The sequence below is a fragment of the Fibrobacter sp. UWT3 genome (genome assembly GCF_900230125.1).
GTDB lineage: Bacteria > Fibrobacterota > Fibrobacteria > Fibrobacterales > Fibrobacteraceae > Fibrobacter.
The window spans coordinates 785,279-809,690 of the sequence record NZ_OCSS01000003.1 but is presented as its reverse complement, the minus strand read 5'-3'; the positions used below and the strand labels follow the sequence as shown (position 1 = coordinate 809,690).

Below are 24,412 nucleotides of genomic sequence, written 5' to 3'. Positions count from 1 at the left end.
GTCGGTTGCTCTTGGTCAACAGCGGCAAAACATAAAGACACCAGCAAAAGGACTGGAACAAGTAACAGCGGCATAAAGCCCTCCCTTAAAGAAGTGCGCAAAACATCCCATATAGAAAATAGACTTTTTTAAGGTCGGCCGTAAAATCCGTATCAAAAAAAACTACACTTTCGGGCTTTTTTTTATATATTTCAGAATATGAATTCAGTTCAAGATAAGATATTGCCTTTATTGAAGAAAAAATTTGTTTACAAATTTGTTCCGGCCGCGTTTGCGAGCGGTCTTGCTGTTTTTGGCCTTTCTGCCTGTGGAGAGGATCCTTCCAGCCCGGATACGCCGGAGCCGACCAGTACGGCTTCGCAGTACCCCATTGAGAATTCTTCCGATACCCCTTTGTCGCAGGGTGAAATTCCGCCGTCTGTAACGTCTTCGTCGACGCAAACAACGAATTCGTCTTCTTCGAGGGCGCCCCAGCCTGTGGTGTCTTCTTCGTCCAAGACGGCGACCGCTTCTTCTGACGAGGTATTGAACGAGCCCAGGATGGCTGTGAACGGAGCCTGTGGCCCGAAGACCGCCATAATCGAGAAGGGGGGAATGGCGACCTGGTCGTTCTTCCGCGAGTCGGGCGACGTTTTTGATGCCATCATGGCGCCGTTTGTATGGACCTTCCCGGAACTGAGCAAGACTGTGCAGGGTAACGGGATGAACTCCGTGAATGTTTCCTACGAACAGTCGGGAACCTACACGGCGACTCTGAATGTCGATGGAACCGAAATTGCCTGCGAACCCTTGCAGGTGCAGGGTATTCCTATAACGATTAATTCCTGCAAGGCCGACAAGGAAACTGCCAAGGCGGGCGAGACAATCACGTGGACCGTCGAGGCGGAATCCGAGGCGACCATTACCGGGTATTCCTGGACGTCTACGCTCGGGACAATTTCCGGCTCCGGCACGAGTGCTACTTTATCTGCAGAAGCGTCTATGCACAAGCAGAAGGTGGCCCCCGTTGTCGCCGTGACGAACGACGACAGGACCACGCAGACATACCAGTGCGACGGCGTGACCGTGCTTGACCCCGAATCGGTGGACCTGGTGCTTGCTTTGGGCAGCATCAACGATCAGGCTTCTTACGGAGAGACTGTTCTCCCGAACTTGCCCGATTCGCTGTTCATCCAGGCCCAGACGCCCATGACGGTGCAGGTCCCTGCTGGTGCGCCTTCTAACTGCACCATCGGGTGCAAACCCAAGGTCGGAGCGGATTACATGAGCCTGAAGCTGACTTGGGACGGCGTGGAACAGTCCAACTTTGCCTACTTCAACCCGGCGGGTTGCGCTCCTGGAAAGAAGTATTCCATCGAGGCTTCCGTTACGGCAATCTGCGTCGTGAATAAGTAAGTGCACCGCAGGTGCTCGCAAATGCGACCGCTCGCTCGTCATCTAGGGCATTGAAACCTCCGGTTCCTCACTCGCTCTCGCCTACGACGGCTCGTTGATACGAGCCGCCTCCGGCTCACATAATCCGCTGTCATCCCCGCGTAGGCGGGGATCTCCTTTTTATACCTGTTTAGCGGATTAGTGTCAGGAGGGTTTTAGGGAGAGCTATGTGCCCTCCCTTGTCGTATTTTTGGGGGCAAAGTTGCGGAAGTGGCGGTGAAAATGATGAAAAAAGGCCGATTTCACCGCCGGAAATTACTTTGTGTGTACCTTTTTTGCAGGGAAAACGCCTTTTTCCCCATAGGAATACGGTCTATTTGCTGTTTCAAAGAGAAAAAGGGGGCTATTTTTATGGAAAATTTGAAAAAATAGCCTGTTCTTTTTAGATAAATTAAAAAAGTGGCGGTGAAAACAGCGAAAAAAAGTCCATTTCACCGCCAGATTTGCAAAATAGCGTGGAGTCTGGGGCTTGTTGCAAAAAATAAGACCGGCTTTCAGCCGGCCTTTTAAACCTGTTGTCGAACGAACGGTCTTCCGTGAGCAACAAAGCCCTCGATATTAATCGAGGGCGGTTGCGAAAGTGAGCGCGGTCCGGAGGCGTGGGTCACGCATCAAGCGCGAACGGTCGCTTTCGTGAGCAAAAAGCGACCGATATTAATCGGTCGCGATTGCGATAGCGAGTGAGAAACCGGAGGTTTCATCACCCGGAATGCCGAACGAACGGTCGCTTATCAATCCCCGGTGAAGATGATCACGAGAACAGAAGCGACGAACAGCGCAGACACCACGAGGAATTCCCACGGGTTTTCCATGATGGTGGTCTTTGCAGAACCCATGCTCTGGGCTTCCATCTTCTGCTGTTCTTCGGCCTTTGCCTTGGCTTCAGCTTCGGCAGCCTTCTTTTCTTCTTCAGCCTTGGCGAGAGCGGCGGAGTCTACCGGGGCTTCTTCGGTCTTGGCTTCGAGGACTTCGGTCTTGGCGGTGTCGGCCTTGGCGGTGTCGGCGGCGGCTACGGCTTCAGCCGGAGCGGCGGCGGAGTCTGCCGGTGCGGCAGCAGCGGCAGCAGAATCAGCAGGAGCAGCAACTTCGGCAGCCTTGGCGGTGTCGGCAGCGGCAGGAGCAGCTTCGGCAGCAGGAGCAGCGGCAGCTTCGGCCGGGGCGGCTTCAGCGGCGGGAGCCGGTGCGGCTTCGGCAGCGGGAGCGGCGGCCGGGGCAGCTTCAGCGGCAGGGGCCGGAGCAGCAGGTGCAGCAGCCGGGGCAGCCTCAGCAGGAGCGGCTGCAGGTGCAGCCGCTTCGGCGGCAGGTGCCGGTGCGGCAGCGGGGGCTGCCTTCTTGGCGGACTTGGCCGGCGCGGCGAATGCGACTGCCGCAGCGAGCATGGAGACCATCAAAATCTTTTTCATCATAGATTCCATTCCTCTTTAGGGGTTGTTTTTAAACTTACGCTCTAAAAAATAGCACATCTTGGGGCGAATTGCTAAAAAAAAAATAAAAAAATTCAAATAATTCCCTTTTTTTTGTACGTTCATCGGCGTTTTTTACAAAAAAAGGCTTTGTGCCCGGCGAGACTGCCCCCTTCGGTCGGGGCAATTTTTATCTTATGAATCAAAATTTAACCCCTCACTAGAGACACAAATTATGGCATTCAAATACGAAGCAACCGTCCAGCACGGTGAAGATACTACCGAATACGTAAACCTCGGTAAAGACGGCGTTTCCGTCGCCGAATTCGAAGGCAAGAAGATTCTGAAGGTCGCCCCCGAGGCGCTCACCAAGATTGCCCAGGCCGCCTTTGAAGAAGTGGAATTCTGCCTGCGCCCGGCCCACACGGCCAAGGTCGCCAAGATTTTGCAGGACCCGGAAGCTTCGGACAACGACAAGTTCGTGGCCCTCACCATGCTCAAGAACGCCTGCGTTGCCGCAAAGGGCGTGCTTCCGTTCTGCCAGGACACCGGTACGGCAATCTGCGTTGCCCACAAGGGCCAGCAGGTGTGGACCGGCTTCGACGACGCCGAAGCGATTTCGGAAGGTATCTACAACGCCTACACCACCAAGAACCTGCGCTACAGCCAGATTGCACCCTTGACCATGTACGAAGAAAAGAACACCGGTTGCAACCTGCCTGCCCAGATCGACATCCACGCCGAAGAAGGCGCCGAGATGAAGTTCCTCTTTGTGGCGAAGGGCGGCGGCTCTGCCAACAAGACTTACTACTGGCCCATGACCAAGGCGCTCCTCAACCCGAAGTCCTTGGAAAAGTTCCTCGCCGAAAAGGTGAAAACGCTCGGTACTGCGGCTTGCCCTCCGTACCACCTCGCGATTGTGATTGGCGGTACCTCTGCCGAAATGAACACGCACATGGTGAAGCTCGCTAGTTGCGGTTACCTCGATGATATTCCGACCACGGGTTCCGAAGGCGGCCGTATTTTCCGCGACCTCGAAATGGAAGAAAAGGTTCTGCACATTTGCCAGAAGACGGGCATTGGCGCCCAGTTCGGCGGCAAGTACCTGGTGCACGACGTACGCGTGATCCGCGCTCCGCGTCATGCTGCAAGCTGCCCGGTTTCTATCGGTGTGAGCTGCTCTGCCGACCGTAACATCAAGGCAAAGATTGACGAGAACGGCCTCTGGCTCGAAATGATGGAACACCATCCGGAAAACTATATTCCGGCAGGCAATGCCGTGAACCTCGCTCCGGCAGTGGAAATCGACCTTGACCGCCCGATGAAGGAAGTGCTCGCCGACCTCACCAAGTATCCGGTGAAGACGCGCCTCTCCCTCAAGGGCACGATGATTGTGGCCCGCGACATGGCTCACGCCAAAATCGCTGAAATCTTCGACAAGCAGGAACGCGGCGAAGAACTCACCGACGAAGAAAAGACCGTATTGAAGGTCGTTTCGGACCACCCGATTTACTACGCCGGCCCGGCTAAGACTCCGGCAGGCATGCCCACCGGTAGCTTCGGCCCGACGACGGCTAACCGCATGGACCCCTACGTGATGCGCTTCCAGAGCAAGGGCGCCTCCATGATCATGGTCGCGAAGGGCAACCGCAGCCAGGACGTGACTGACGCCTGCAAGAAGTACGGCGGATTCTTCCTCGGCTCCATCGGTGGTCCGGCAGCCATCCTCGCCGAACAGAACATCCTCAGCAACGACATCGTGGCCTTCCCGGAACTCGGCATGGAAGCCATCCGCAAGATCACCATCAAGGACTTCCCCGCCTTCATCTTGGTCGACGATAAGGGAAATAATTTCTTTGAAGGCTTGATCTAGCGTCGTCATTCCCGCGACCTGTGGTGAGCGTCGCCGAACCAAGGCGGGAATCTTTCGCAACTAAAAAATCCCACCGGAGTTTACCGGCGGGATTTTTTTGTGTGTGGATGTGAAACTTTATTGGCGGAAATATCTTCCTAGATAAGAAATTACCTACTTGAAGGGGCAAAATGGGGCTGTTTTATAACAATTCATTGTATTTTTTTCAATGGGGAGTTGGTTGCCGGTGCCTTTTTTAGGCCAGAATAGATTATTTTATTGATTGGATAAATGTCTTTTCTAGAATGTGCCTATGCTGAATATTGACGAAATAAGCGATTACAGGGATCTGCTGAAGAACTACTATACCCAGCGCAAGCTGGAGATGCCCCTGTATTCCTACAAGATGCTGGGGCAGAAGCTCAGTCTGGAAACGAGCCAGGTGTTCCGCGTGCTGAACAAGGAACTCCATTTGCCCAACCGCAGTATTCCGCTGGCCAAGGACCTCTTGGACCTGAAGGGACGCAGTGGCGAGATTTTCGAGATTCTGGTGGCGGCGTCCAAGACAAAGTCGCCCGCAAAGAAGGACAAGCTCTACAAGATGGCGCTTGCCCTGCAGGATGTTGACCTGCGCAAGTTCAATCCGAGCGAATACTTGTTCTTAAGCAAGTGGTGGATTCCCGTGGTACGCGCGCTTATCGAGATGAACGGCGGGCATGCTGAAGTCTCGCGCCTGGTGAAGCAGATTACACCGACGGTTTCGGAAGACCAGGTGCGCGAAGCCATAAAGGTGCTCAAGGACCTGAAGCTCATTACTCCGCTCGCGTCGGAACGCTATGCGGCGACGACGGCCAATTTTACATCGGGTAGTTCGCCCACGAAGACTGCTGCCATACGCAGTTACCAGAACCAGTTGCTGGCCCTCGCGCAGAACGCCCTGGTTGCCATCGAGCCTGCGAGGCGCAATATTTCTTCGCTGCTCGTGGGTGTCGATGAAGATTGCTTTGCCGACCTGAACGAGATGACGCTTGAATTCAGGCGCCAGGTGCAGAAGAGGGTGGGTGAGGTAAAGGTGCCGAACAAGGCGATGCAGTTTGTGTTTGCCCTTTACCCGGTTGCCGAAGTGCAGAACGGCAATCAGGTGAAAAAGGAGGGCGTGAGAAAATGAAGAAGTTCCTCTTATTCCTTGTGGCCGTGATTCTTTGTGCGTGCTCGAACGACAAGGTGGCGGGCATCAGCACGGTCGAGACCGAGAACGCCTACCTGATTCAGGTTGTTCACGAGGATTCCCTGCCTGCGGCAGGTGTGTTGGCCCGTATGCGTGCCGCAAGTTTTGTCCGCAGTATTGACGGAGATTCCGCTGCACCGGAATACTATGAGGAATTTGTGACGGATTCCCTGGGCTGCATCCGTATCGATAGTCTCGGTGTTGATGTGGCGACGATTGAGATTGTAGATAAGGGCAAGGGCCTGTTCCGGAAGATTTTTGCCAAAGACTTGCGCGAATTCGATGGCCAGCGGTTTGTGTTGGCAAAGACGGGGAGCATGCGTGGTAGGGTTTACCTGCCGGAAGGCGTTGACCATGCATGGATTCAGGTATATGGAACTGACCGCCTGGTAAAAACCGACAGCGAGGGCTTCTACGAGATGGATTCGCTCCCGGCGTATGATTATGACCTGCGTGTGGTTGTGGGCGATAGTATTGTGGACGAATATGCGGAAGTTTGGCCCGGGAAGGAGACGCTCGCGAATGTCCGCACGTTTGAACCGGATTCTATCAAGGTGCTGGACTTTGAATCTGCGGATGCGCAGTTTGTTATCCGGGAACTTGGCATAAGCGCGGCGGGTTACATGTCTTCTACGGATACGAGCGTGAAGACGACTCCCGAGGTGTCGACGGTGCCCGAGACGCGCGAGGACATTGCGGAATTCTTCGTGGAATCGGGTGCCGACCGTGCCGGTAACGCCTTGCACTGGGTATCTTCTGCGGGGCGCGGACGCTGGTCGTTCTACGGAATCTGGGTTTGCCCGGAGGAATCTCCGTGCGATCTGTCTGCGACGGATTCCATCGTGTTCTATGCCCGCGGGAACGGTGTCATCTCGATTACGCTTGAAACGCTCGGCAGTTCGAACGAAGAAGGCAAGACGCTGGCCTATGATACCCTCAATACAGATGGATGGGTGCGTCGCGTCATAAAGCCCGCAAACTTCAAGCCGCGCGACGATATGTACGGCAATCTCGGCTGGGATGTCATCAGCAAGGCGGTGACGACCATCTCGATAGCCTCCTACGACGAGACTGAATTCTGGATAGACGATGTCGTGTTCTACGGCGTCAAGCCCAGCGACTTTATCAAGGAATAAAAGACTCTGTTGTGTCATCCCCGCTATACGATACTTGGCAACTTGTTGCCATAGTAGAGTTATCCCCTTTGAGGAGAAGGCGGGGATCTTCAAAAAAAGAAATCCCGCCGGAAGTGAACCGACGGGATTTTTAATTTTTTGTGTGGCTCAGTTTAGGCGTTAAACGGCGTCATTACCTGCCAAAGTACAGCCTTGTGGGCGTGAAGCCTATTCTCCGCTTCTTCAAAGCTCATGTTTACGTCGAGGTTGTCCATCACGGAGTCCGTGATTTCTTCGCCGCGGTGTGCGGGCAGGCAGTGGCTCACCTTGCAGTGTGCCGGAGCGAGCTTCAGGAGTTCGTCGTTAATCTGGAACGGCAAGAAGTGGCTCTGCTTTTCGGCCTTTTCGCCTTCCTGGCCCATGCTCACCCAGACGTCACTATAGAGGATGTCGGCGTCCTTGACGGCTTCCTTCGGGTCGTTGAACACGCGGTACTGGCAGCCGTGCTTCTTGAGGCCGGCGGCGGCTTCTTCCACCACGTTCTTCGGCTGCTCGAAACCCTTGGGGCAGGCGAGCGTGAAGTTCATGCCCACCTTGGAGGCGAGCGCAAGGAAGGAGTTTGCCACGTTGTTGCCGTCACCGATGAAGGCGACTGTCTTCGGCTTGCCATTGGCATTCTTGAAACCGCCGAGGTTCTCGCAAATCATCTGCGCAAACGCGATGGCCTGGCAGGGGTGGCAGTCGTCGGTGAGGGCGTTCACCACAGGGACGCTACCGAATTCGGCGAGTTCTTCCACGAGCTGCTGCTTGAAGCAGCGGACCACGATGGCGTTCACCCAGCGGCTGAGGCAGCGGGCGACGTCCTTGACGCTTTCGCGCTTGCCGAGCCCGATGGAATCCGGGGCGAGGAGCACGGCGTGGCCGCCGAGCTGGTTCATGCCTACCTGGAACGTGGTGATGGTACGCAGCGAGGGTTTCTCGAAGAACATGGCGATGTTCTGGCCGTGCAGACGGTCGGACACCTTGCCGGCGTGAACCTCGGCCTTCAGGCGGGAGGCGATTTCGACGGTTTCGAGGATTTTTTCTTCACTCCAGTCCATCAGGCGGAGGAAGTGCTTGTTGCGATCAATCATTTTGATTCCTTTGGGCAAGCCCTAAAAACAAAAAAAACTAAAAAAACGGAGTTTTTCACTCCGTCTTTTGGAAATCACAAGAAGATGCTAACGGATATTAGCGAAGTTTCTTTTTGTGACGGTCACGACGACGGCGCTTTTTACGCTTGTGGGTCGCAATCTTCCTGCGCTTTCTTTTCTTTCCGCAAGGCATGGTTGTATCTCCGTTAAAGGTTAAACTTAAAAATGTGCCCCCAAATAGAGAAAATTTTTGGCCTCTTGTCAAGGGGAAAGAGGGATTTTAGGGCAGACTAGGGGGTGCGGACGGGGCTGTTTTTTACCGAAAAACGCAAATTACTCGGTTACCTGGTCCATCGCCTGGCGGATAAGTGCCGCGGCCCCGCCGAACTGTGCGGCACGCGGGGCATTGTTGCTCAGCATCTGGCGGAACTTGCGGGCACCGGGGAGTCCGGTGAACAGCCCGTACAGGTGGCGAACGAGGATGGTTGCGGGGCAGCCTTCGGCGGTCTGCTTCTCCACGTAGGGGAGGTAGGCCTCGAGCAGCGCCTTGCGGGTGGCGGGGCGTGCCTTGCCGGCGATAATGTCTGCGGGGTTGTCGCTCGCCGGTCGCAGGTCGTTAAAAATCCGCTCGTCGGCGTCGTGCAGGAACCACGGGTTCTCGTACGCTTCGCGTCCGACCATCACTCCGTCCAGGTCCTGCAGTTGCTCTTCCACCTGGTCGAGCGTCTTGATGCCGCCGTTGATGCTTACGTTCAGGCCAGGCATCTCTGCCTTGAGGCGGTGCACGAAGTCGTAGTGCAGCGGCGGGACCTCGCGGTTTTCCTTGGGGCTGAGCCCCTGGAGCCAGGCCTTGCGCGCATGTACGATGAAAACCCTGCAACCTGCATTGCTGATAGTTTGTACAAAATCAGTGAAGAATTCCCAGCTGTCGAACTCGTCGACCCCGATGCGGCACTTGATGGAGACGGGAATGCTCACCGCATCTTGCATGGCCTTGAAGCAGTCGGCCACGAGGTTCTTATCCTTCATGAGGCAAGCCCCGAAGTTTCCGTTCTGCACGCGGTCCGAAGGGCATCCGCAGTTCAGGTTCACTTCCTGGAAACCCGTGGCTTCCACGAGTTTGCTTGCCTGCGCGAGGTCGGCCGGGTTGCTGCCCCCGAGCTGCAGTGCTGCTGGGTGCTCGAAGGCTTCGTGCCCGAGGAACTGTTCCGGCTTTGCGTGGAGCACCGCGTTTGCGACAACCATCTCGCTGTAGAGCAAGATATGCTTTGAAATCAGGCGCAGAAAGTAGCGCTCGTGACGGTCGGTGCAGTCGAGCATCGGTGCGATGGAAAGTCTGCGGTTGAGGTCCAGGTCCATGCGCGCAAATGTAGAAATTACTATAATATATTACATGAGCTTAATTCGCAAAATTGTCGTTGCTGGCGGGACGCACGGGAACGAGCGGACGGGTGTTCGCTTGGTCGAGAAGTGGATGGCGTGCCCCGAATGCTACGGCGCGTGCTGCCCCAGCGCAGATGTTTCGCTGGTACTTGCGAACCCGGAGGCCATGCGGCTTAACCGGCGTTATCGCGATTTTGATTTGAACCGTTCCTTTTCGCAGGTCTGTCTCGACGCTTCTCTTGAACCGCAACAGTACGAGTTTAGGCGTGCGCGCGAACTGAACCGCATTTACGGCCCGAAGGGCGCAAACACGAAGACCGACCTGTTGCTCGACGTGCACAATACGGGCTCGAACATGGGGCTGTGCCTGATTCTTTCGGCGCGTGACCCGTTCACGATGAAGGCCTCCGCCGTCTTGACACAGGAATTCGATGACGCCTGGATTTACTACCAGCCGGAGGAGCGCAGTGCGTCGCCCTACTTTGGCACGGTCGCGAAGGCGGACGTGTGCATTGAAATTGGCCCGCAGCAGCACGGCACGCTGGATGCCCGCCTCTTTGAACAGGCGGAAAAACTGGTGAAGCGTTACCTGGAACTTGCGGACGAATGGAACCGCGGGGAACTGCAGAAGCGCGCCCCTATCCAGGTGGAAGTCTACACGCAGTTGCGCGACCTCGGTTACCCGAAGGCATGGGCGGGCGCCCCCATCGAGGCGATGATCCACCCCGATTTGCTTGGAGCGGATTATCGCGAACTTAAGAAGGGCGACAAACTGTTCCGCACCTTCGACGGGAAGGACATTCTGTACGAAGGCGAGGCCGACGGGCGCGAGAGCGTGTGGCCCATCTTCATCAACGAGCCCGCGTACTACGAGAAGGACATCGCGATGAGCCTGACCGTGAAGAGCGTGGAAATGTGGTAAGGTGTCATCCTGAGCCCATTCGACAAGCTCAGGGTAAACTCCGAGGCGAAGCCTCGAAGTCGAAGGATCTAGGAATGAATGTTTGATTTGAAAAGAGAAGAGTATGCAAGACTTTGACATGAGTGGCGTGCCGGGCGAGGAACTTTCTTCCATCTCGGGCGAAGAGCGCCTGGGCAACCTGATGCAGTTGATTGAGGCTCAGAGGGGTGAAGGCTGGGAATCGCGCCTTCACGATATTCTTGATTCTTTCGAGGACTTCTTGACGTTGCGCCCCGAACCTCCGCAGGCATGGAAGGACACGTATGCTGCGAGCGGCAAGCAGTTCGACTACTACCAGATTGTGCTCCCGAAGGATTTCGAGGACCCCTACGAGGACGACCTCGGAAACATCCGCCGCCTGCGTGGCGAGTTTGAACGTGAGCCTTCTACGATGGCGCTGGAACACGAACTCATCAGCCGCAATTACTTTGTCTATGAGAACGGCCATGCGGAGGCAATCCCGGCTCCGCGCCCGATGCTCATGCTCGAAAGCCAGGACCGCGACGACGACCAGGAAGAACAGGAAGGCGACATTACCTGGGATTGCTGCATAAGCATCTTTGCGGACGGGAGCTACGTGGCCTACAACCTTGAAAACGACGACGAAGAGGTTTTGGGCGAGGATTTCAAGTCCGTGTTCAAGAAGTATATCGGTACGCTTTCCAAGATGCAGTTGGTAATTCCTGTGGAAGGGCGTGACTACGGCATATTGAGAAGCGACGCCTAGCGTATTTCGCCTGCCGATGGAAGCTCTCGAACTCGAAATATACGGGCGGTACCGCGCGCTTGTCGAAAAGTCGGGCGCTTTTTCGGGCCGTACTAGCCCCGATGGGGAACCGTCGCGCGTGCGCCTCTCCGATATCCTCGACTGCTACGATGCCTTCTGTTTTGACGGTTACGGCACGCTCTATAACCGGGGCGACTTCGTGTACCCAGGCGCGAAGGAGTGGTTTGGCGCGCTGAGGCGTGCAGGAAAGCAAATTCGCTTGGTTACGAATGCGGCATCGAATCTGGACCAGGCCCTCGCCGAAGAGGCGGATGCCCGCGGGTTCGATTTCACCGTCGCAGAAACGATTTCTTCCGGTAGCCTGCTGAAGGGCTGGCTGTCGGGCCTGCCTGCGGGCGGCTCGCCTTTTGGTGCAGGTCGCGAGGTCTTTTATATCGGGCGTGCGACGGGCGTGAACGTGCTCGCCGAATGCGGGATTGCTGCCGTGGAGAATCCGGTTTCGCCCGTGGTGGCGATTTCTTCTTCGACGGCGACGGACGAGATGTACGCGCAGGCGGTAGCTATCTTGCGCCGGCCCGGAGCGCTGCTGCTTGTCTTGAACCCGGATGCGTGGGCCCCGCGGATTGACGGGACTCGCGCGCCTGTCTCGGGCGAACTTTGCGAACGCCTGCGCCGGGAGACGGGTTGCGCTGCGGAATACTTCGGCAAGCCTTTCCCCGGCATCTGGCAGAAGGTCCGCGCGACTTTGCCCGAGGGCGCGAAAGCGGTTATGATTGGCGATACGCTCGGGACGGATGTCTACGGCGCGTATGTCGCGGGTTTCGATAGCGCGCTTGTTGTCGGGCGCAATGAGCCGGCGGCAGAACTTGATGCCGACGAGAAACTGCTGGGCGTGAGGCCTACTTATTACCTGGAACCGTAGCGGAACCCGCGGGTGCTGTCGTGGGCTGAACCGCGCCAGAATCTGCGGGGGAGGCTTTTCCGGTGGGCTGCGCAGTATTGGACTGCGCTGCGGGTGCCTGCTGCTCGCCGGGCTTACCTGAAACTATTACGTACAACGTATCGTGAACGATGACCGTGTCGCGCACGAAGACGGTGTCGTGTGCGCAGACCGTCTGTGATAAGGATACTGAGTGGTATGCTGAGCTTGCCGAAGCACCTGTCGAAGCGTCTGTCAAAGGGGCGCTGTTTGTCGGCGCGTTGTTTGCGGAACTTGCCGGAGTGGCTGCACTGTTTGCCGTGGTGCCCTGCGCGTTCTTCTTGGCCTTTTCCTCTTCGCGGATCTTGTCGATAAGCTTTTCGCGCTTTGTCTTGAGGTCTTCCATTTCCTTTTTCAGGCGGGTCTTGTTGCCGGGCCTGCGTTCGCGCGAGTAGCGTCCTTCGATGCGGTCAATCTGGGTTTCCAGTTCGCGCAGCTCGTCGTAAAGCGGGCCTTCGCCTTCGAGCGAGGGTGCGGGCTTGAACCAGTCGACGAAACGCTGCCACAGGGATTTTTCCTCTTCGGCGGCGCTCTGGCTTGCGCAGAATGCGGTGAGCATGATGGTCGCTGCGAAGATGCTGAAAACGTTTTTGCGGAAATGCATGCGACAATGATAGAAAATAAGTAGCCTAATCTCGTTTAAATTCCCGAAATTGGGTACCAAACCGCCCGAATTTACACCATTTGGTACCCAAATTGTTAGTTTGTATGTGGCGTGGAGGGCGAAATTTAAGTGAGTGAGGTTGAAAATTGATTGCATGAGGGTACTAAACAGCAGGAAAAAGGCTTTTTGATACCCAGTCGGGATTGATTTGTGCTTGTTTTGTCTTCAGTTGGTTCACGGAGCAATTACGTTGTTCTTGAAATTGGGTACCAAAACAGGCGAAAGACTCCCATTTGGTACCCATTTTTCGCAAAATTGGCTTTTTTTAACCCGAAGATTGCTAGGATTTTTGTTAAATTGTCAGCATTATGGTTCTAGGAGGAACTTCTGATGAAAAACGGCATTGGACATGTCTTTGCGAGTAGCGCTGCGATGAAGCAATCTTTTACTAGCGTTTTGGTTTTTGCCATTGCTTTTGCACTTGCTCTTTTGGCGGCTTGCGGCGATGACGACAGCAGTTTCGCCCCGCGTGACGACGAACCCATGTCGTCATCCTGGAGTTCCGAAGGAACGATAGGATCCAGCAGCTCGGTGCGTTCGTCATCCTCGGCGGAGCCTGCCCTGAGCTCAGCCGAAGGGGGCGAGGATCTGTCGAGTAGCAGTTCCGCGAAGTCTTCGTCGAGCGCGAAATCGAGTTCCTCGTCTGTGTCGAGCAGCAGCGTGAAGTCGAGCAGCAGCTCGGTGAAGTCTTCTTCTAGTGTCGCGTCTAGCAGTTCGGCGAAGTCGAGTAGCTCTGCAAAATCGAGCTCGAGTGAGTCCAGTAGCAGTATTGAAAATCCGTGGGGAACTGATGAGGAATGGTGGCCTTTTAGTTGTAACGCTCATGGTGGATGTCTTGAATTTACCGACACTCGCAATAATCGGACGTATAAGTACTTAAAATTTGAAAATAACAATTCTTCGACTTTTATCTATGCAATGGTCGAAAACCTAAACATCGGTGAAATGGTTTGGGGTTTTAAAGACCAGAAAGATGACTCTAAGATCGAGCGTTATTGCTATGATGACGATACGCTCAACTGCTATTATTACGGAGCCCTGTACCAGTGGGCCGAGATGATGCAGCTGCCTAGCGAATGCAACACCAAGAGCTGCGCCGATCAGATCAAGCCGAATCACCAGGGAATCTGCCCGGATGGCTGGCGCTTGATGACTGCCGATGATTTCAAATTTATCATAAACAGCAATGGAAATAAGGATGGAGTAAAGGGAACTCGTTCTACATTTGGGTTCGGTGGTAGTAATGATACTGGTTTCAGCCTTGTCGGGGGGGGGGGCTCGTAATGCTGATGGGGGGTTTGAACGATTGAATGATGGAGCTTTTTGGTTCTACCCACTTGAACAATATGAAAAAGAAATGAGAGCTTCATGTGGAAGTACGAATGCTTCAGAATCACGAATTAGCTCGGGTTTCCAATCAAAGATATCTGGTTTCTCTGTCCGTTGTGTGATGGTTGAAAATCAAGCCGAATAAAATATCTTCCTGCAGTTTAATACGAAACCCGCGGTTCGCGAAGGCCGCAGTGATTAACAATCACAAGGCTTTCGCAGTACCTGATTCTTGCATGTTCCTGCAATAAGCGGTCCCGTTCCAGAACCCCTCTCGTGATTCTTTGTGGAGAGGGGCGTTTTGCTAAGCAGACAATGGAACGAAGTGATTTTGTCTGCGTGCGAAATGCCCCTCGAAGCAAACATAATTATCAAGAAACAATGGATTCTATCGCCACTACGTGGCTCCAGAATGACAGGCTCCAGGGTGACATTCGGGGGTTTTAGGGGGCAGAGCCACCTAGGCGTGGGGGTGGCGGCCCTTCGACAGGCTCAGGGACCTTTGTCACTGGGACTGGCGATGGAAGCCAGGGGGAGACTTCCCCCGTCAAAACAAAAAAAAGAAACCGTGAAGGCGTCTTCTTTTCGAGCGGGAAAAGGGTTTGTTGCCAATCAGACACCGCTACGCGGCTGATTGTCAACCCTACGGGCTCGATGCTCGCAGGCTCGCATCAAGCTCAAAAAGTGCCTATTTCATGGCCACTTCGTGCCCACGGCACTTTTGTGCCGAACCCTCTTCGAGGGTTCTCGCCACCTTTTTCTCCCGACCCATAAAAAAGAAAACCACCCATTGGGTGGCTTTTCTTTTTTAGAGCGGGAAAAGGGTCTCGAACCCTCGACATCGACCTTGGGAAGGTCGCGCTCTACCAACTGAGCTACTCCCGCGAATGTTCCAAATTTAATAAAAAAGGCCGTTTTGTAAAGGGATTCTGGAAATTTGGGGCGATTTTTGCCTTGTTGTGTTTGCATAAACGCTTTTGGGGCGCCCTTGCCGCATTTCGTGGCACACCGGAGCCCAATAATATATTTTCATGTACGGTGTATGGGGGTGTTGTACCTTTATGTTTGGTAAGAATATGTTCGAAAAATTGATGCTGGGTGCTGCGCTGGTCGCGGCGGGTGCGGGCCTTTCGCAGGCCGAAAACTACAACTGGGGCAATGTCCGCTTCGATGGTGGCGGCTTCGTGTCGGCGGTGATCTTCCACCCGAAGGCCGAAAATGTGCTCTATGCGCGTACCGACGTGGGTGGCATCTACCGTTTCGATTTCGAGAACAAGAGGTGGATCCCGCTGATGGACTGGATCTCGGAGAACGACAAGGGCCTGTACGGCACCGAGGCGTTCGCGCTCGACCCGACCGACCCGAAGCGCATCTACGTGCTCGGCGGGACGGGCTACTTTAGCCAGGGCCGCACCGCTGTGCTACGGAGCGAGGACTACGGTGCCACCTGGGACACGAGCTACGTGGAAATGCTCGCCCACGGCAACGGCATGGGACGCCAGACCGGCGAAAAGCTCGCGGTGGACCCGAACAAGCCGAACATTATCTTCTGCGGGAGCCGCACGAAGGGCCTCTACAAGAGCAGCGACTACGGCAAGACGTGGACGAGCGCCTACAAGGTCGCGCTTTCCAATGCCGAAGGGAACAGCCTCACCAACGTGAACGGTATCAGTTTCGTGATGTTCGACGAGGCGCAGGGCACGAATGCCGACGGCTCGACCAAGACGATTTACATCGGCATCTCCGAAACGAAGGACAACCTGCAGGTGAGTAACGATGGCGGTGCCACGTGGAAGACCGTATCGGGTGGCCCCGCGAACCTGATGCCCCACCGCGCGAAGATTGTGGGTGGCGACATGTACATCACCTACGCCGACGGTCCGGGCCCGCACAACATCAGCAGCGGCGCTGTCTACAAGTACAACATTGCGGGCGGCACGTGGGAAGATATCACCCCGAGCGATTCGGTGACGCACGAGCAGAGCCCCACCACCTACGAGAAGGACTATAGTTCTTACGGTGGCATTTCCATCGACCCGAAGGATCCGAAGCATATCGTGGTCTCGACGCTCGGCAAGTACACGGGGCGTCACCTCGCGAAGAACGCGAAGGGCGAGGAGCGCGACAACTACGGCGACCGCATCTACACGACCACGGATTGCGGCAAGACGTGGATTCACGGGCAGCATTACGGTGACGGCATCAACATCGACGCGAACGGCACGGACTGGATTCCGGGCAACGCCATCCACTGGGCGGGCTCGCTCGAGATTAACCCGTTCGACAACAAGCAGGCATGGGTCACGAGCGGCAACGGCATATTCATGACCGACGACATCACCGCGAAGGTGCCCGTGTGGAAGTTCATGTCCCGCGGCATCGAGGAGACTGTCCCGCTTGATATCGTGAGCATTCCGGGCGGCCCGCTGGTGACCGCGATTGGCGACTATGACGGCGCCGTCTATACCGATATCAACGCGAGCGCCCAGAGGCACACGCCGACGGTCGGCTCCACAGAGAGCATGGCGTTCGCGCCGCTCAGCGGAAGCCTGCTGCGCACGGGCGTGATTACGGTCTACGGCCAGTACGAGAGCATCAACTACAACGTGATGTACCGCAGTGACGACATGGGCAAGACTTGGGACAGCGTGAAGACGACGCTCAAGGGCCCGAAGGGTATGGTGGTGCTCTCTGCCGACGGCAAGGTGATGTTGCACCGCCCCGAGATGGGTTCGACCACGTACCGCTCCGCCGATAACGGCGCGACCTGGACCGCGGTGGAACTCGACGGCGGGCAGACGCAGAATTCCCGCATTGTCGCCGACCCCGTGAATCCGGATGTGTTCTACGTGATGGATGCGCAGGCGAACCTGTACCGCTCCGACGACGGCGGCAAGAGCTTCGCGAAATACGGCGCGCGCCTGCAGAACGACGCTGCGGGCGAATACTACAACGGCGGCGGCCTCATCCGCACGGTGCCGGGCAGGGAAGGCCACGTGTGGGTCCCGATGGACCAGGCGCAGATGTGGCTCCCGAAGGGCTTCAGCGAGAACGGCCTTGCCTACAGCGAGAACGGCGGCAAGGACTGGACGCGCTGCGAAGGCGCGAAGACAGCCATCGCGGTGGGTATCGGCAAGGCCAAGGAAGGAGCCGACTACGAGACGATATTTATCTGGGGTGCCGCGAAGGAAGGCGACCCGATTGGAATCTACCGCAGTACCGACAAGTGCAAGACTTTCGAACGCATCAACGACGACAAGCACCAGTTCGGCGGCCCGGGTAACGGGAACTTTGTGCAGGGCGACATGAACAACTTCGGTGTGGTGTACATGAGCACCGTGGGCCGCGGGACGATTGTCGGAGCGCCCGAAGGTACGGAATTCGTTACGGTTCGTGCTGCACGCCAGGTGGCGAACTTCGTGCCGTCCCTGCAGTTGGAAAAACGTATGCTCCACGTGACGGCGCCTGCGGGCAGTACGCTCTCGCTATTCGCCGTGACGGGCAAGGCGGTGCTTTCCAAGCAGGTGGCAGGGCTCGCGCACGTTTCGCTTGAAAAAATCCCTGCGGGCCGCTATGTGGCAAAGCTGCTTGATGCCCGTGGGAAGGTGCTTGCGAACAAGTTCGTGACGCTGAAATAGTTTATTTACCTCAATGTAAAAACAAAACACCCTGCTTTTACGCAGGGTGTTTTTCAAATGAAATAAATGCTAAAGCCTTTTCGGTGGATTACAGCTTCATATCGGAGAGGCGCGTGTTTTCCACTTGGTCAAACTCTTCCTGAATTTCCTTGCTCGGGGCCTTGGTGCAGAGGCTCACGATTACGATGGTCGCAAAGCTAAGCACGAAGCCGGGCACGAGTTCGTAAATCTGGAAGATTTCGGCGGAGAATCCGGAGAGGTAGAACTTCCACACGAAGGTGGTGATGCCACCCACGAGCATGCCCGCGATGGCGCCCGGAAGCGTGGTACGCTTCCAGAACAGGGCAAGGAGCATAATCGGGCCGAAGGTGGCGCCAAATCCGCCCCAGGCAAAGCTCACGAGGCTCATCACCACGTCGAGAAAGCTCTTGCCTTCCTTGACACCGTCGGCGCTGGGAGCGCCCTGCATGGCGACAATGACCGCAATCAAGGTAATGAGCACCACGACGCCGCGGCTCACCCACATGACTTCCTTGTTGCTCGCATTCTTGCGGAACAGGTGCTTGTAGAGGTCGTTACTGAAGGCAGATGCCGAAACCAGCAATTGCGAGTCGGCCGTACTCATGATGGCGGCAAGGATAGCGGCCATGAGGATGGCGGCAATCGCCGGGTGGCAGAGCGCCTGGCAGAGAATCATGAAGATGCGTTCCGGGTCGGCGACGGTAATGCCGTTCGCTTCCACGTAGTAGCGGCCGAGGATTGCAATCATGATTGCGGCACCGAGGCAGATGGTGACCCAGGTCATGGCAACGCGGCGCGAGAACTTGATGTCTTCGGCGTTCTTGATGCTCATGAAGCGCACCAGGATGTGCGGCATGCCGAAGTAGCCGAGGCCCCACGCGAGGCTTGAAATCAACGCGATAAGCCCGATGGACTTGCCGGTGGTGGCGTTGGTGAACAGGCTCATCAGGTAGGGGTTCTGCGCGTTCACGGCATCCATGGTGGCAGCAAAACCGCCCGAACCGGCCATGATAATCGAGGGAATGGCGATGACGGCGATGAGCATCATGGTCGCCTGGATAAAGTCGGTCCAGCAGACGGCGAAGAAGCCGCCCATGAAGGTGTAGCTCACCACGACGACCGCACCGATGATAAGGCCCGTGGTGTAGTTCATGTTGAAGATGGTGCCGAAGAGTTTAGCGCTCGCCACAAAGCCCGAAACCGTGTAGAACAGGAAGAACGCGAGGATGAAAATCGAGGCGATGACGCGGATGATTCCCTTGTTGTCGCGGAAGCGGTTCGCAAAGAAGTCGGGCAGCGTGATGGAGTCGCCGCAGAAGTGGCTGTACTTGCGGAGCCTGCGGCCCACGATTTTCCAGTTGAGGTACGTGCCGATGACAAGTCCGATGCCGATCCACGCTTCTGAGAAACCGCTCACGAAGATGGCGCCCGGGAGGCCCATCAAGAGCCAGCCGCTCATGTCGGAGGCCTGTGCGGACATCGCGACCACCCACTTGTTCATACCGCGGTTGCCCAGGTAGTAGGCGTTCAGGCTGTTCGCCTTCTTGGAAAAGTAGAATCCGATACCGAGCATCATCAGCAGGTACAGGATAAATACGGTAATGACCATTTGGTGAATCTCCTATTTTCGAATACTTGTTTATTGAAATATAACTATACGGGCTACTTTTCCGTCCAGAGCCAGGTGCTCAGGTAACGCTCGCCCGTATCGGGGAGGAGCGCAACGATTCTCTTGCCCTTGAATTCGGGGCGCTTGGCGACCGTCAACGCGCATTCCAGAGCCGCTCCGGACGATATCCCGACAAAGATGCCTTCTTCGCTTGCTGCCGCGCGGGCCGCGTTCCCCGCCTTCTCCGTGCTGGTGAGGTACACCTCGTCGACCACCTTCGGGTCGTAGATTTTCGGGATGAAGTTCGCGCCGATTCCCTGTATCTTGTGCGGACCCGCCACGCCCTTGCTAATCATCGGGGAGTCATCGGGTTCAATCGCGATTACGTAGACGTTCGGGTTCTTTTCCTTAAGGAACTTTGCGGTTCCGCTCACTGTTCCGCCGGTACCTGCCGTCGCGATAAACACGTCCACCTTGCCGTCGGTATCGCGCCAGATTTCGGGGCCCGTCGTGAGGTAGTGTGCTTCCGGATTTGCCGGATTCTCAAACTGCTGCGGGATAAAACTCCCCGGGTTCTGCGCTGCAATCTCGTTCGCCTTCTCGATGCAGCCCGCCATGCCCTTCGCGCCTTCGGTCAGCACGACCTCGGCCCCAAGCGCCTTCAATAGCAGCCTGCGTTCCATGCTCATGGAATCGGGCATCGTGAGCACCACCTTGTAGCCCTTCACCGCACCCACGTAGGCAAGGCCTACGCCCGTATTGCCGCTGGTCGGCTCGATGATGAGCGCGCCCGGCTTGAGCTTGCCCTCCTTTTCGGCGCGTTCAATCATGTTGAACGCCACGCGGTCCTTCGCGCTTCCGAGCGGGTTGAAACTTTCGAGTTTTACGTAGACTTCGGCCCCGCCCTTGTTCAGTTTGTTGATGCGTACGAGCGGCGTGTTGCCGATGGTTTCGAGAATGCTATTGAAAATTGCCATAAAAAACTCCGTCGCGACAGGTGCCGCAACGGATAACAATCTAGTATATTTTTTTGAAAGTTGGCTCTATTGTTGATGGCTGTCGAATACAATAGTAGTGTCGAGGTCGATTGGATCTTGGATAGGCAGCTCAAACTTCGTATGTATTATGTCGCAGAAATTTGCCTGTTCGCTCACAATTGTCGAGAACGGTGTTTCCGTGAAGTTCTTGACGGCGCATGCTACCGCTAGAACGACTCCGTCGGGGCGATAGTCGTAAAGTGAACCGTTTGCCGCCTCGCATTCCGCGATGAATATGTCTCGGGCATCCTGGGTGTTTTCTCCGCGAGCCAGGTAGACAATCGCCTTATCGTAAAGGATTGTTGTTGCCGTTATAAATCCGAAGGGGTTACTGAAATAATTATGTCTTTTTACTCCGAATTCTTCTTCGAAAATGGCTCCGCTGCAGCTACCTTCGCGGAAGAATTTCTTGCCTTCCGTCGTGAAGTAGTATTCGGCATCGTCGTTGATAAAAATGGTCATGCCGTCGATTTCGTCTATCCTGCGTTTTTCCGGGAAAGCCGATGCAAGACTGTCCAGAACCGCACGCTCTTCATCGGTAACATCTAGTTTATCTGTATTAGGTTCAAGGATGAATACCCTGCCGGAATTCGCCTTGATACTGCTGTCGGGCTCTGATTTGGGAATGTCGTATTCTGTAGAGTCTACGCCATCGGCGATGGTGCCGCAGATATCGTTGGATTCCTTGGTGAAACTTTCAAGAAGCGTGTCGAAGTTGATTGTGGAATCCGGCCCTGCTGTGACGCATTCGCCTCTTGCATTGCATGTCGTAACGGAATCAGTTTTGGAAGCGTAGCAGAAAGCCTTTAAGTCTCCGTTCCCGCTACATACTGCATCTGGTGCGACATCTACCAAGCCGGAATTGCACGATTCCTGGAAAGCCTTGTAGATATCGTTGCAGGCACTTCCGAAGTTGTATAACCCGATTGTCCGTTCCATGGTTTCACCGTCGGCAATGCTGATTCTCGCCAGGTATTTCTTCGTGCTGGCGTACTTGCCTGCGGAACAGGTCGCTTCCGCTCCGTTTTCATTGCCGTAGACGGTGACTTCGCCCTGATTGATTTTCTTTACCGATGTGGCTGCGGTCGTGAAGACGATGCCTTTACCTGGAACGAAAGAATTTACGGAGGAACTGCTGTTGATTTCTTCGTCTGCCGAACTAGTAATTGCGTTGTCCGAGGAACTTGTTGTCACCTCGTCCGAAGAACTGCTGTTTTCGGCAGTCGCGTTCGGCATGGTCGTGGAGCCCGCCGAAGAGGGGTTATCCGAAGAGCAGGCTGCCAGAGCGCAAAGGGCGAACGCGCCTGCGATATAGAGATTCTTCTTGAGGTTAAGCATGGTTCACTCCTTCTATCTTGTTTGTAAACGGGAAAAGTTGAAAGTTCAGGCCATAGACCTGGTCCAGTTTGCCGCCCTCGTTTGCGATGGCGGCGATTTTCTTGGCGCAGGCATCGATTTCGGCGACGATGCGTGCATAGTTGGATTCGTTCACGCCGATGGTCATTCCGGTAAAGTACCGCTCGCTTGCGCTGTAGCGGTCTACCGCACGCACGGCCATATTGCCCATTTCCTTGTGCATGGCGCGGATGGCAATAGGTTGCGCTTCTGCCGAACCGATGACAGCCTTCTCGGTCTGTGAATAGGCCTTCTCGCCGTCCTTCTTCAGGAACCCTGCTTTCACCAGGAAGGCGAGGATGTCGCGGACTTCTTCGGCGGAAACATATTCCTTGCACTCGTCGGCAATCTTTCGCGGCTGTGCTCCCGGCATCATTGGCGCAAGTTCGCGAATTACCGGGTACTTCCAGGATTCGTAATACTGGAAGGCTTCGCTATCGACAACGCGCACCTTGTGCTCGACTGCAATCTTTTCCAGTTTGAGCAGCGTTGCCTTCTTGTCGGCATCCTTGGTTGCCTTGGCAAGTGTCACGAGCAGCGAGAAGTATTCCTCCTCGTAACCGGTGAGCCCCATCGCCTTGGAAACCTGCAACATCTTGACCTTGCTCAGGCCACTCTTGCCTTCGCATACCAGCTTGAGGTAGGTGGGGGATGCAAACCCCGCAAGTTTCGAGAATTCCCTCCACGAGAACGCGCCCGTGCGCTTGCGCTCGTCGTAGAAGTCCTGCATGAACTTGCGGTAGTCCTTGTATTCGGTTATCGGTTTCATGTCTATAAATTTATCTTCTGTATTTTGAAAAAGCAATACTTGGAATGATACAAAAATGAGAAAATTGTTGTAAAAACCTAATTTTTTAGACAAAAATTTTCAATATTTTTATGGGAATGATACGGTGCGTATCATATCAATTTTTAAGTATATTTTGCTGTAATATGCCCGTACTCCGTTCCATCATGTCGAAAGTGTTCGCGCGAACCGCCGGTTTCGTGCTCCGCTCCAGCGGGTGGAAGCGCTCTACGGTGTACGCGAACTTGCGACACGTGGATGGCGCGGAACCCCGTGAAGGGAGCCTGCAGCGCATTTCCCAGCCGGGAACGTTCTACCGCATGCTCATCTGCAACCTCACGCGCCATGCGGGCGAAATCCTTTTCCGGTTCGGCTCGTTCAAGAAGTTGCCCCGCGATCTTTCCGCATATCCTTGCCGCATCGACGGCTGGAACTTTGCCCTCGCGGAAGGTTCTGCCCCGGTTCTCGAGAAAATGCGTGCCGGCGGAATTTTTCTTACGGCGCATTTCGGGAACTACGAGGCGATAGGCCCGTGGCTCTGCCGCCTCGGAATCCCGCTGGTGGCAAGCTACATCCCGCTAAGGCCCGCGTGGCTCAATCGCATTCTGGATAAACGAATCCGGGCCGTCGATGGTCGCCCTTACGGCGTAGATGCGCGCACCCCGCGGGAGTTCTTGCGCCTGCTTGCTGACGGGAAGTTAGTTTGTCTGCTGGCCGACCAGGATAGCAGAATCCCGAGCGCGCTCGAGGGCGAGTTCCTGCACAGGCCCGTGCGCAACAACCCGCTTCCGGAATTCTTGCTCCGGCACCGCCCCGAGACTCCCGTGTATATCTGCTGGCTGGAGGATGCCTGCGGGCAGTTTAAAACGAGCGGTGCCCGCATTCTCCATGCAACCGAGGTTCCGCGCGGTACTGCAGGCGAGGTCCCGAGCGATAATCCAGCAAACAATAGTTTGTCTGTCATGCCCGCCTTCAACGCCTGGCTCGAATCCCGCATAAAAGAAAATCCAGCCCTCTGGTACGGCTGGACTCATCGCAGGTTCTATTCTAAAAATCCCGAAATCTACTTGGGCTGAAACTCGAATACGAACTGGCTGCGCGGGTATTCGTAGAACCGCGGAGCGTCGCGCCTGTATTCGCGGATGAGTATAAAGTCTGCGGATTCGTGTATAAAGATTGAGTCCGTAATCCAGTGCTTGACGCCTTCCTTCAGGGCCCTGTCGATATCCTGCTTGCTGCTGACGGCAATCTGTTCCACCTCGACCCTCTTTTCGCCGAGCGTGTAAATCTTGACTGTCTTTACCGGAGTCCAGCCCAGGTTGCTGTCGAAAATGGATTCCGCCTTGGCGTGCGTCTCCTGGGCAGGTATTTCTACCTTGACCTGCTGGGGCTCTAGGCACCCCGCAAAAATCGCGCACATGGCGATGGCGATAAGTCTTTTCATCCGGAACTCCTGTTGGGCTTCTTCCTTAAAATACCAAAAATTTCCCGCTTGCGGTAATGTTGTGTGGGATTTTTCACAATTGGGCTAAAATGTTGATATTCAACGAAATAGGGTCATTTTGACGGTGCGTGGAAAAAAATGCTTCTTGTAAAAAGGCCTTTTCTGTCATAAAACTGACATTTTCATTTGCTATATTCCGCTTACTCCCGTATGGGAGTGCGTGCGGCGTAGGCCGTACGGCTTTGTAACCCAGGGCATTTATGACCCTAAAAA

Annotated in this window: 19 protein-coding genes and 1 tRNA gene; 10 read left to right on the top strand and 10 right to left on the bottom strand. The window is 55.3% G+C overall.

The window, feature by feature from the left end:
- The first annotated feature begins 198 nt into the window (after window positions 1-198).
- On the top strand, window positions 199-1,395 hold the full coding sequence (locus CRO08_RS15005; RefSeq protein ID WP_176495172.1) for a hypothetical protein: 1,197 nt from the start codon (window positions 199-201) through the stop codon (window positions 1,393-1,395).
- 770 nt (window positions 1,396-2,165) lie between these two features.
- Here the strand turns inward: CRO08_RS15005 and CRO08_RS17100 are convergent.
- Window positions 2,166-2,840, bottom strand: a complete 675-nt coding sequence (locus tag CRO08_RS17100; protein ID WP_176495171.1) for a hypothetical protein — start codon at window positions 2,838-2,840, stop codon at window positions 2,166-2,168.
- Window positions 2,841-3,072: 232 nt separating this feature from the next.
- Between CRO08_RS17100 and CRO08_RS14995 the strand changes: the two genes are divergently transcribed.
- The 3 genes from CRO08_RS14995 to CRO08_RS14985 all read left to right on the top strand — a co-directional run bounded on the left by CRO08_RS14995 (window position 3,073) and on the right by CRO08_RS14985 (window position 7,053).
- On the top strand, window positions 3,073-4,710 hold the full coding sequence (locus CRO08_RS14995) for a fumarate hydratase (protein ID WP_097036845.1): 1,638 nt from the start codon (window positions 3,073-3,075) through the stop codon (window positions 4,708-4,710).
- Window positions 4,711-5,002: 292 nt separating this feature from the next.
- Window positions 5,003-5,857: a DUF4423 domain-containing protein gene (locus tag CRO08_RS14990; protein WP_097036844.1), complete on the top strand. Its 855-nt coding sequence runs from the start codon at window positions 5,003-5,005 to the stop codon at window positions 5,855-5,857.
- Window positions 5,854-7,053: a hypothetical protein gene (locus CRO08_RS14985; protein ID WP_097036843.1), complete on the top strand. Its 1,200-nt coding sequence runs from the start codon at window positions 5,854-5,856 to the stop codon at window positions 7,051-7,053. The genes CRO08_RS14990 and CRO08_RS14985 overlap by 4 nt, the downstream gene beginning before the upstream one ends.
- A gap of 152 nt (window positions 7,054-7,205) precedes the next feature.
- On the opposite strand, the gene argF is transcribed toward CRO08_RS14985, so the two are convergent.
- Together argF and dusA are read right to left on the bottom strand one after the other, a co-directional pair.
- The gene (gene argF / locus CRO08_RS14980) at window positions 7,206-8,165 is read right to left on the bottom strand and encodes an ornithine carbamoyltransferase (RefSeq protein ID WP_097036842.1); all 960 of its coding nucleotides are present in this window, start codon (window positions 8,163-8,165) and stop codon (window positions 7,206-7,208) included.
- Window positions 8,166-8,498: 333 nt separating this feature from the next.
- Window positions 8,499-9,524 (bottom strand): tRNA dihydrouridine(20/20a) synthase DusA, encoded by a 1,026-nt coding sequence (gene dusA, locus CRO08_RS14975; RefSeq protein ID WP_097036841.1) that lies wholly within the window; start codon window positions 9,522-9,524, stop codon window positions 8,499-8,501.
- Between the two features lie 34 nt (window positions 9,525-9,558).
- On the opposite strand from dusA, the gene CRO08_RS14970 reads away from it, so the two are divergent.
- The 3 genes from CRO08_RS14970 (at window position 9,559) to CRO08_RS14960 (ending at window position 12,158) form a co-directional block, all read left to right on the top strand.
- The gene (locus tag CRO08_RS14970) at window positions 9,559-10,470 is read left to right on the top strand and encodes an aspartoacylase (protein WP_097036840.1); all 912 of its coding nucleotides are present in this window, start codon (window positions 9,559-9,561) and stop codon (window positions 10,468-10,470) included.
- A gap of 103 nt (window positions 10,471-10,573) precedes the next feature.
- Window positions 10,574-11,236, top strand: coding sequence for a hypothetical protein (locus CRO08_RS14965; protein WP_255252412.1), 663 nt, complete (start codon window positions 10,574-10,576; stop codon window positions 11,234-11,236).
- A 16-nt stretch (window positions 11,237-11,252) separates the two neighbouring features.
- On the top strand, window positions 11,253-12,158 hold the full coding sequence (locus CRO08_RS14960) for an HAD-IIA family hydrolase (RefSeq protein WP_097036839.1): 906 nt from the start codon (window positions 11,253-11,255) through the stop codon (window positions 12,156-12,158).
- Here CRO08_RS14960 and CRO08_RS14955 read toward each other — a convergent pair.
- Complete coding sequence (locus CRO08_RS14955) at window positions 12,136-12,819, bottom strand: hypothetical protein (protein ID WP_097036838.1); 684 nt, start codon at window positions 12,817-12,819, stop codon at window positions 12,136-12,138. The two genes, CRO08_RS14960 and CRO08_RS14955, sit on opposite strands and share 23 nt — an antisense overlap.
- 390 nt (window positions 12,820-13,209) lie before the next feature.
- On the opposite strand from CRO08_RS14955, the gene CRO08_RS14950 reads away from it, so the two are divergent.
- Entirely contained in the window at window positions 13,210-14,163 is a 954-nt protein-coding gene (locus CRO08_RS14950) for an FISUMP domain-containing protein (RefSeq protein WP_097036837.1), read from the top strand.
- Between the two features lie 857 nt (window positions 14,164-15,020).
- On the opposite strand, the gene CRO08_RS14940 is transcribed toward CRO08_RS14950, so the two are convergent.
- A tRNA-Gly gene (locus tag CRO08_RS14940) sits at window positions 15,021-15,093 on the bottom strand.
- 191 nt (window positions 15,094-15,284) lie between these two features.
- On the opposite strand from CRO08_RS14940, the gene CRO08_RS14935 reads away from it, so the two are divergent.
- The gene (locus CRO08_RS14935; RefSeq protein WP_097036977.1) at window positions 15,285-17,846 is read left to right on the top strand and encodes a sialidase family protein; all 2,562 of its coding nucleotides are present in this window, start codon (window positions 15,285-15,287) and stop codon (window positions 17,844-17,846) included.
- 88 nt (window positions 17,847-17,934) lie between these two features.
- On the opposite strand, the gene putP is transcribed toward CRO08_RS14935, so the two are convergent.
- The 4 genes from putP to CRO08_RS14915 form a co-directional block, all read right to left on the bottom strand.
- Window positions 17,935-19,476: a sodium/proline symporter PutP gene (putP, locus tag CRO08_RS14930; RefSeq protein WP_097036835.1), complete on the bottom strand. Its 1,542-nt coding sequence runs from the start codon at window positions 19,474-19,476 to the stop codon at window positions 17,935-17,937.
- A gap of 53 nt (window positions 19,477-19,529) precedes the next feature.
- Window positions 19,530-20,453, bottom strand: a complete 924-nt coding sequence (gene cysK / locus CRO08_RS14925; protein WP_097036834.1) for a cysteine synthase A — start codon at window positions 20,451-20,453, stop codon at window positions 19,530-19,532.
- Window positions 20,454-20,519: 66 nt separating this feature from the next.
- Window positions 20,520-21,851 (bottom strand): hypothetical protein, encoded by a 1,332-nt coding sequence (locus CRO08_RS14920; protein WP_097036833.1) that lies wholly within the window; start codon window positions 21,849-21,851, stop codon window positions 20,520-20,522.
- Window positions 21,844-22,677: a TIGR02147 family protein gene (locus tag CRO08_RS14915; RefSeq protein WP_072812243.1), complete on the bottom strand. Its 834-nt coding sequence runs from the start codon at window positions 22,675-22,677 to the stop codon at window positions 21,844-21,846. Before CRO08_RS14915 ends, CRO08_RS14920 begins: the two co-directional genes overlap by 8 nt.
- Window positions 22,678-22,841: 164 nt before the next feature.
- Here CRO08_RS14915 and CRO08_RS14910 point away from each other — a divergent pair, with 164 nt between their 5' ends.
- The gene (locus CRO08_RS14910; RefSeq protein ID WP_097036832.1) at window positions 22,842-23,771 is read left to right on the top strand and encodes a lysophospholipid acyltransferase family protein; all 930 of its coding nucleotides are present in this window, start codon (window positions 22,842-22,844) and stop codon (window positions 23,769-23,771) included.
- Here the strand turns inward: CRO08_RS14910 and CRO08_RS14905 are convergent.
- Window positions 23,759-24,139 (bottom strand): hypothetical protein, encoded by a 381-nt coding sequence (locus CRO08_RS14905; RefSeq protein WP_097036831.1) that lies wholly within the window; start codon window positions 24,137-24,139, stop codon window positions 23,759-23,761. The two genes, CRO08_RS14910 and CRO08_RS14905, sit on opposite strands and share 13 nt — an antisense overlap.
- Window positions 24,140-24,412 lie beyond the last annotated feature (273 nt).

Coding starts and splice junctions, on each gene's coding strand:
- CRO08_RS15005 (WP_176495172.1), top strand. CDS start 199: ATGAATTCAGTTCAAGATAAGATATTGCCTTTATTGAAGAAAAAATTT.
- CRO08_RS17100 (WP_176495171.1), bottom strand. CDS start 2,840: ATGATGAAAAAGATTTTGATGGTCTCCATGCTCGCTGCGGCAGTCGCA.
- CRO08_RS14995 (WP_097036845.1), top strand. CDS start 3,073: ATGGCATTCAAATACGAAGCAACCGTCCAGCACGGTGAAGATACTACC.
- CRO08_RS14990 (WP_097036844.1), top strand. CDS start 5,003: ATGCTGAATATTGACGAAATAAGCGATTACAGGGATCTGCTGAAGAAC.
- CRO08_RS14985 (WP_097036843.1), top strand. CDS start 5,854: ATGAAGAAGTTCCTCTTATTCCTTGTGGCCGTGATTCTTTGTGCGTGC.
- argF (WP_097036842.1), bottom strand. CDS start 8,165: ATGATTGATCGCAACAAGCACTTCCTCCGCCTGATGGACTGGAGTGAA.
- dusA (WP_097036841.1), bottom strand. CDS start 9,524: ATGGACCTGGACCTCAACCGCAGACTTTCCATCGCACCGATGCTCGAC.
- CRO08_RS14970 (WP_097036840.1), top strand. CDS start 9,559: ATGAGCTTAATTCGCAAAATTGTCGTTGCTGGCGGGACGCACGGGAAC.
- CRO08_RS14965 (WP_255252412.1), top strand. CDS start 10,574: ATGCAAGACTTTGACATGAGTGGCGTGCCGGGCGAGGAACTTTCTTCC.
- CRO08_RS14960 (WP_097036839.1), top strand. CDS start 11,253: ATGGAAGCTCTCGAACTCGAAATATACGGGCGGTACCGCGCGCTTGTC.
- CRO08_RS14955 (WP_097036838.1), bottom strand. CDS start 12,819: ATGCATTTCCGCAAAAACGTTTTCAGCATCTTCGCAGCGACCATCATG.
- CRO08_RS14950 (WP_097036837.1), top strand. CDS start 13,210: ATGAAAAACGGCATTGGACATGTCTTTGCGAGTAGCGCTGCGATGAAG.
- CRO08_RS14935 (WP_097036977.1), top strand. CDS start 15,285: ATGTTCGAAAAATTGATGCTGGGTGCTGCGCTGGTCGCGGCGGGTGCG.
- putP (WP_097036835.1), bottom strand. CDS start 19,476: ATGGTCATTACCGTATTTATCCTGTACCTGCTGATGATGCTCGGTATC.
- cysK (WP_097036834.1), bottom strand. CDS start 20,453: ATGGCAATTTTCAATAGCATTCTCGAAACCATCGGCAACACGCCGCTC.
- CRO08_RS14920 (WP_097036833.1), bottom strand. CDS start 21,851: ATGCTTAACCTCAAGAAGAATCTCTATATCGCAGGCGCGTTCGCCCTT.
- CRO08_RS14915 (WP_072812243.1), bottom strand. CDS start 22,677: ATGAAACCGATAACCGAATACAAGGACTACCGCAAGTTCATGCAGGAC.
- CRO08_RS14910 (WP_097036832.1), top strand. CDS start 22,842: ATGCCCGTACTCCGTTCCATCATGTCGAAAGTGTTCGCGCGAACCGCC.
- CRO08_RS14905 (WP_097036831.1), bottom strand. CDS start 24,139: ATGAAAAGACTTATCGCCATCGCCATGTGCGCGATTTTTGCGGGGTGC.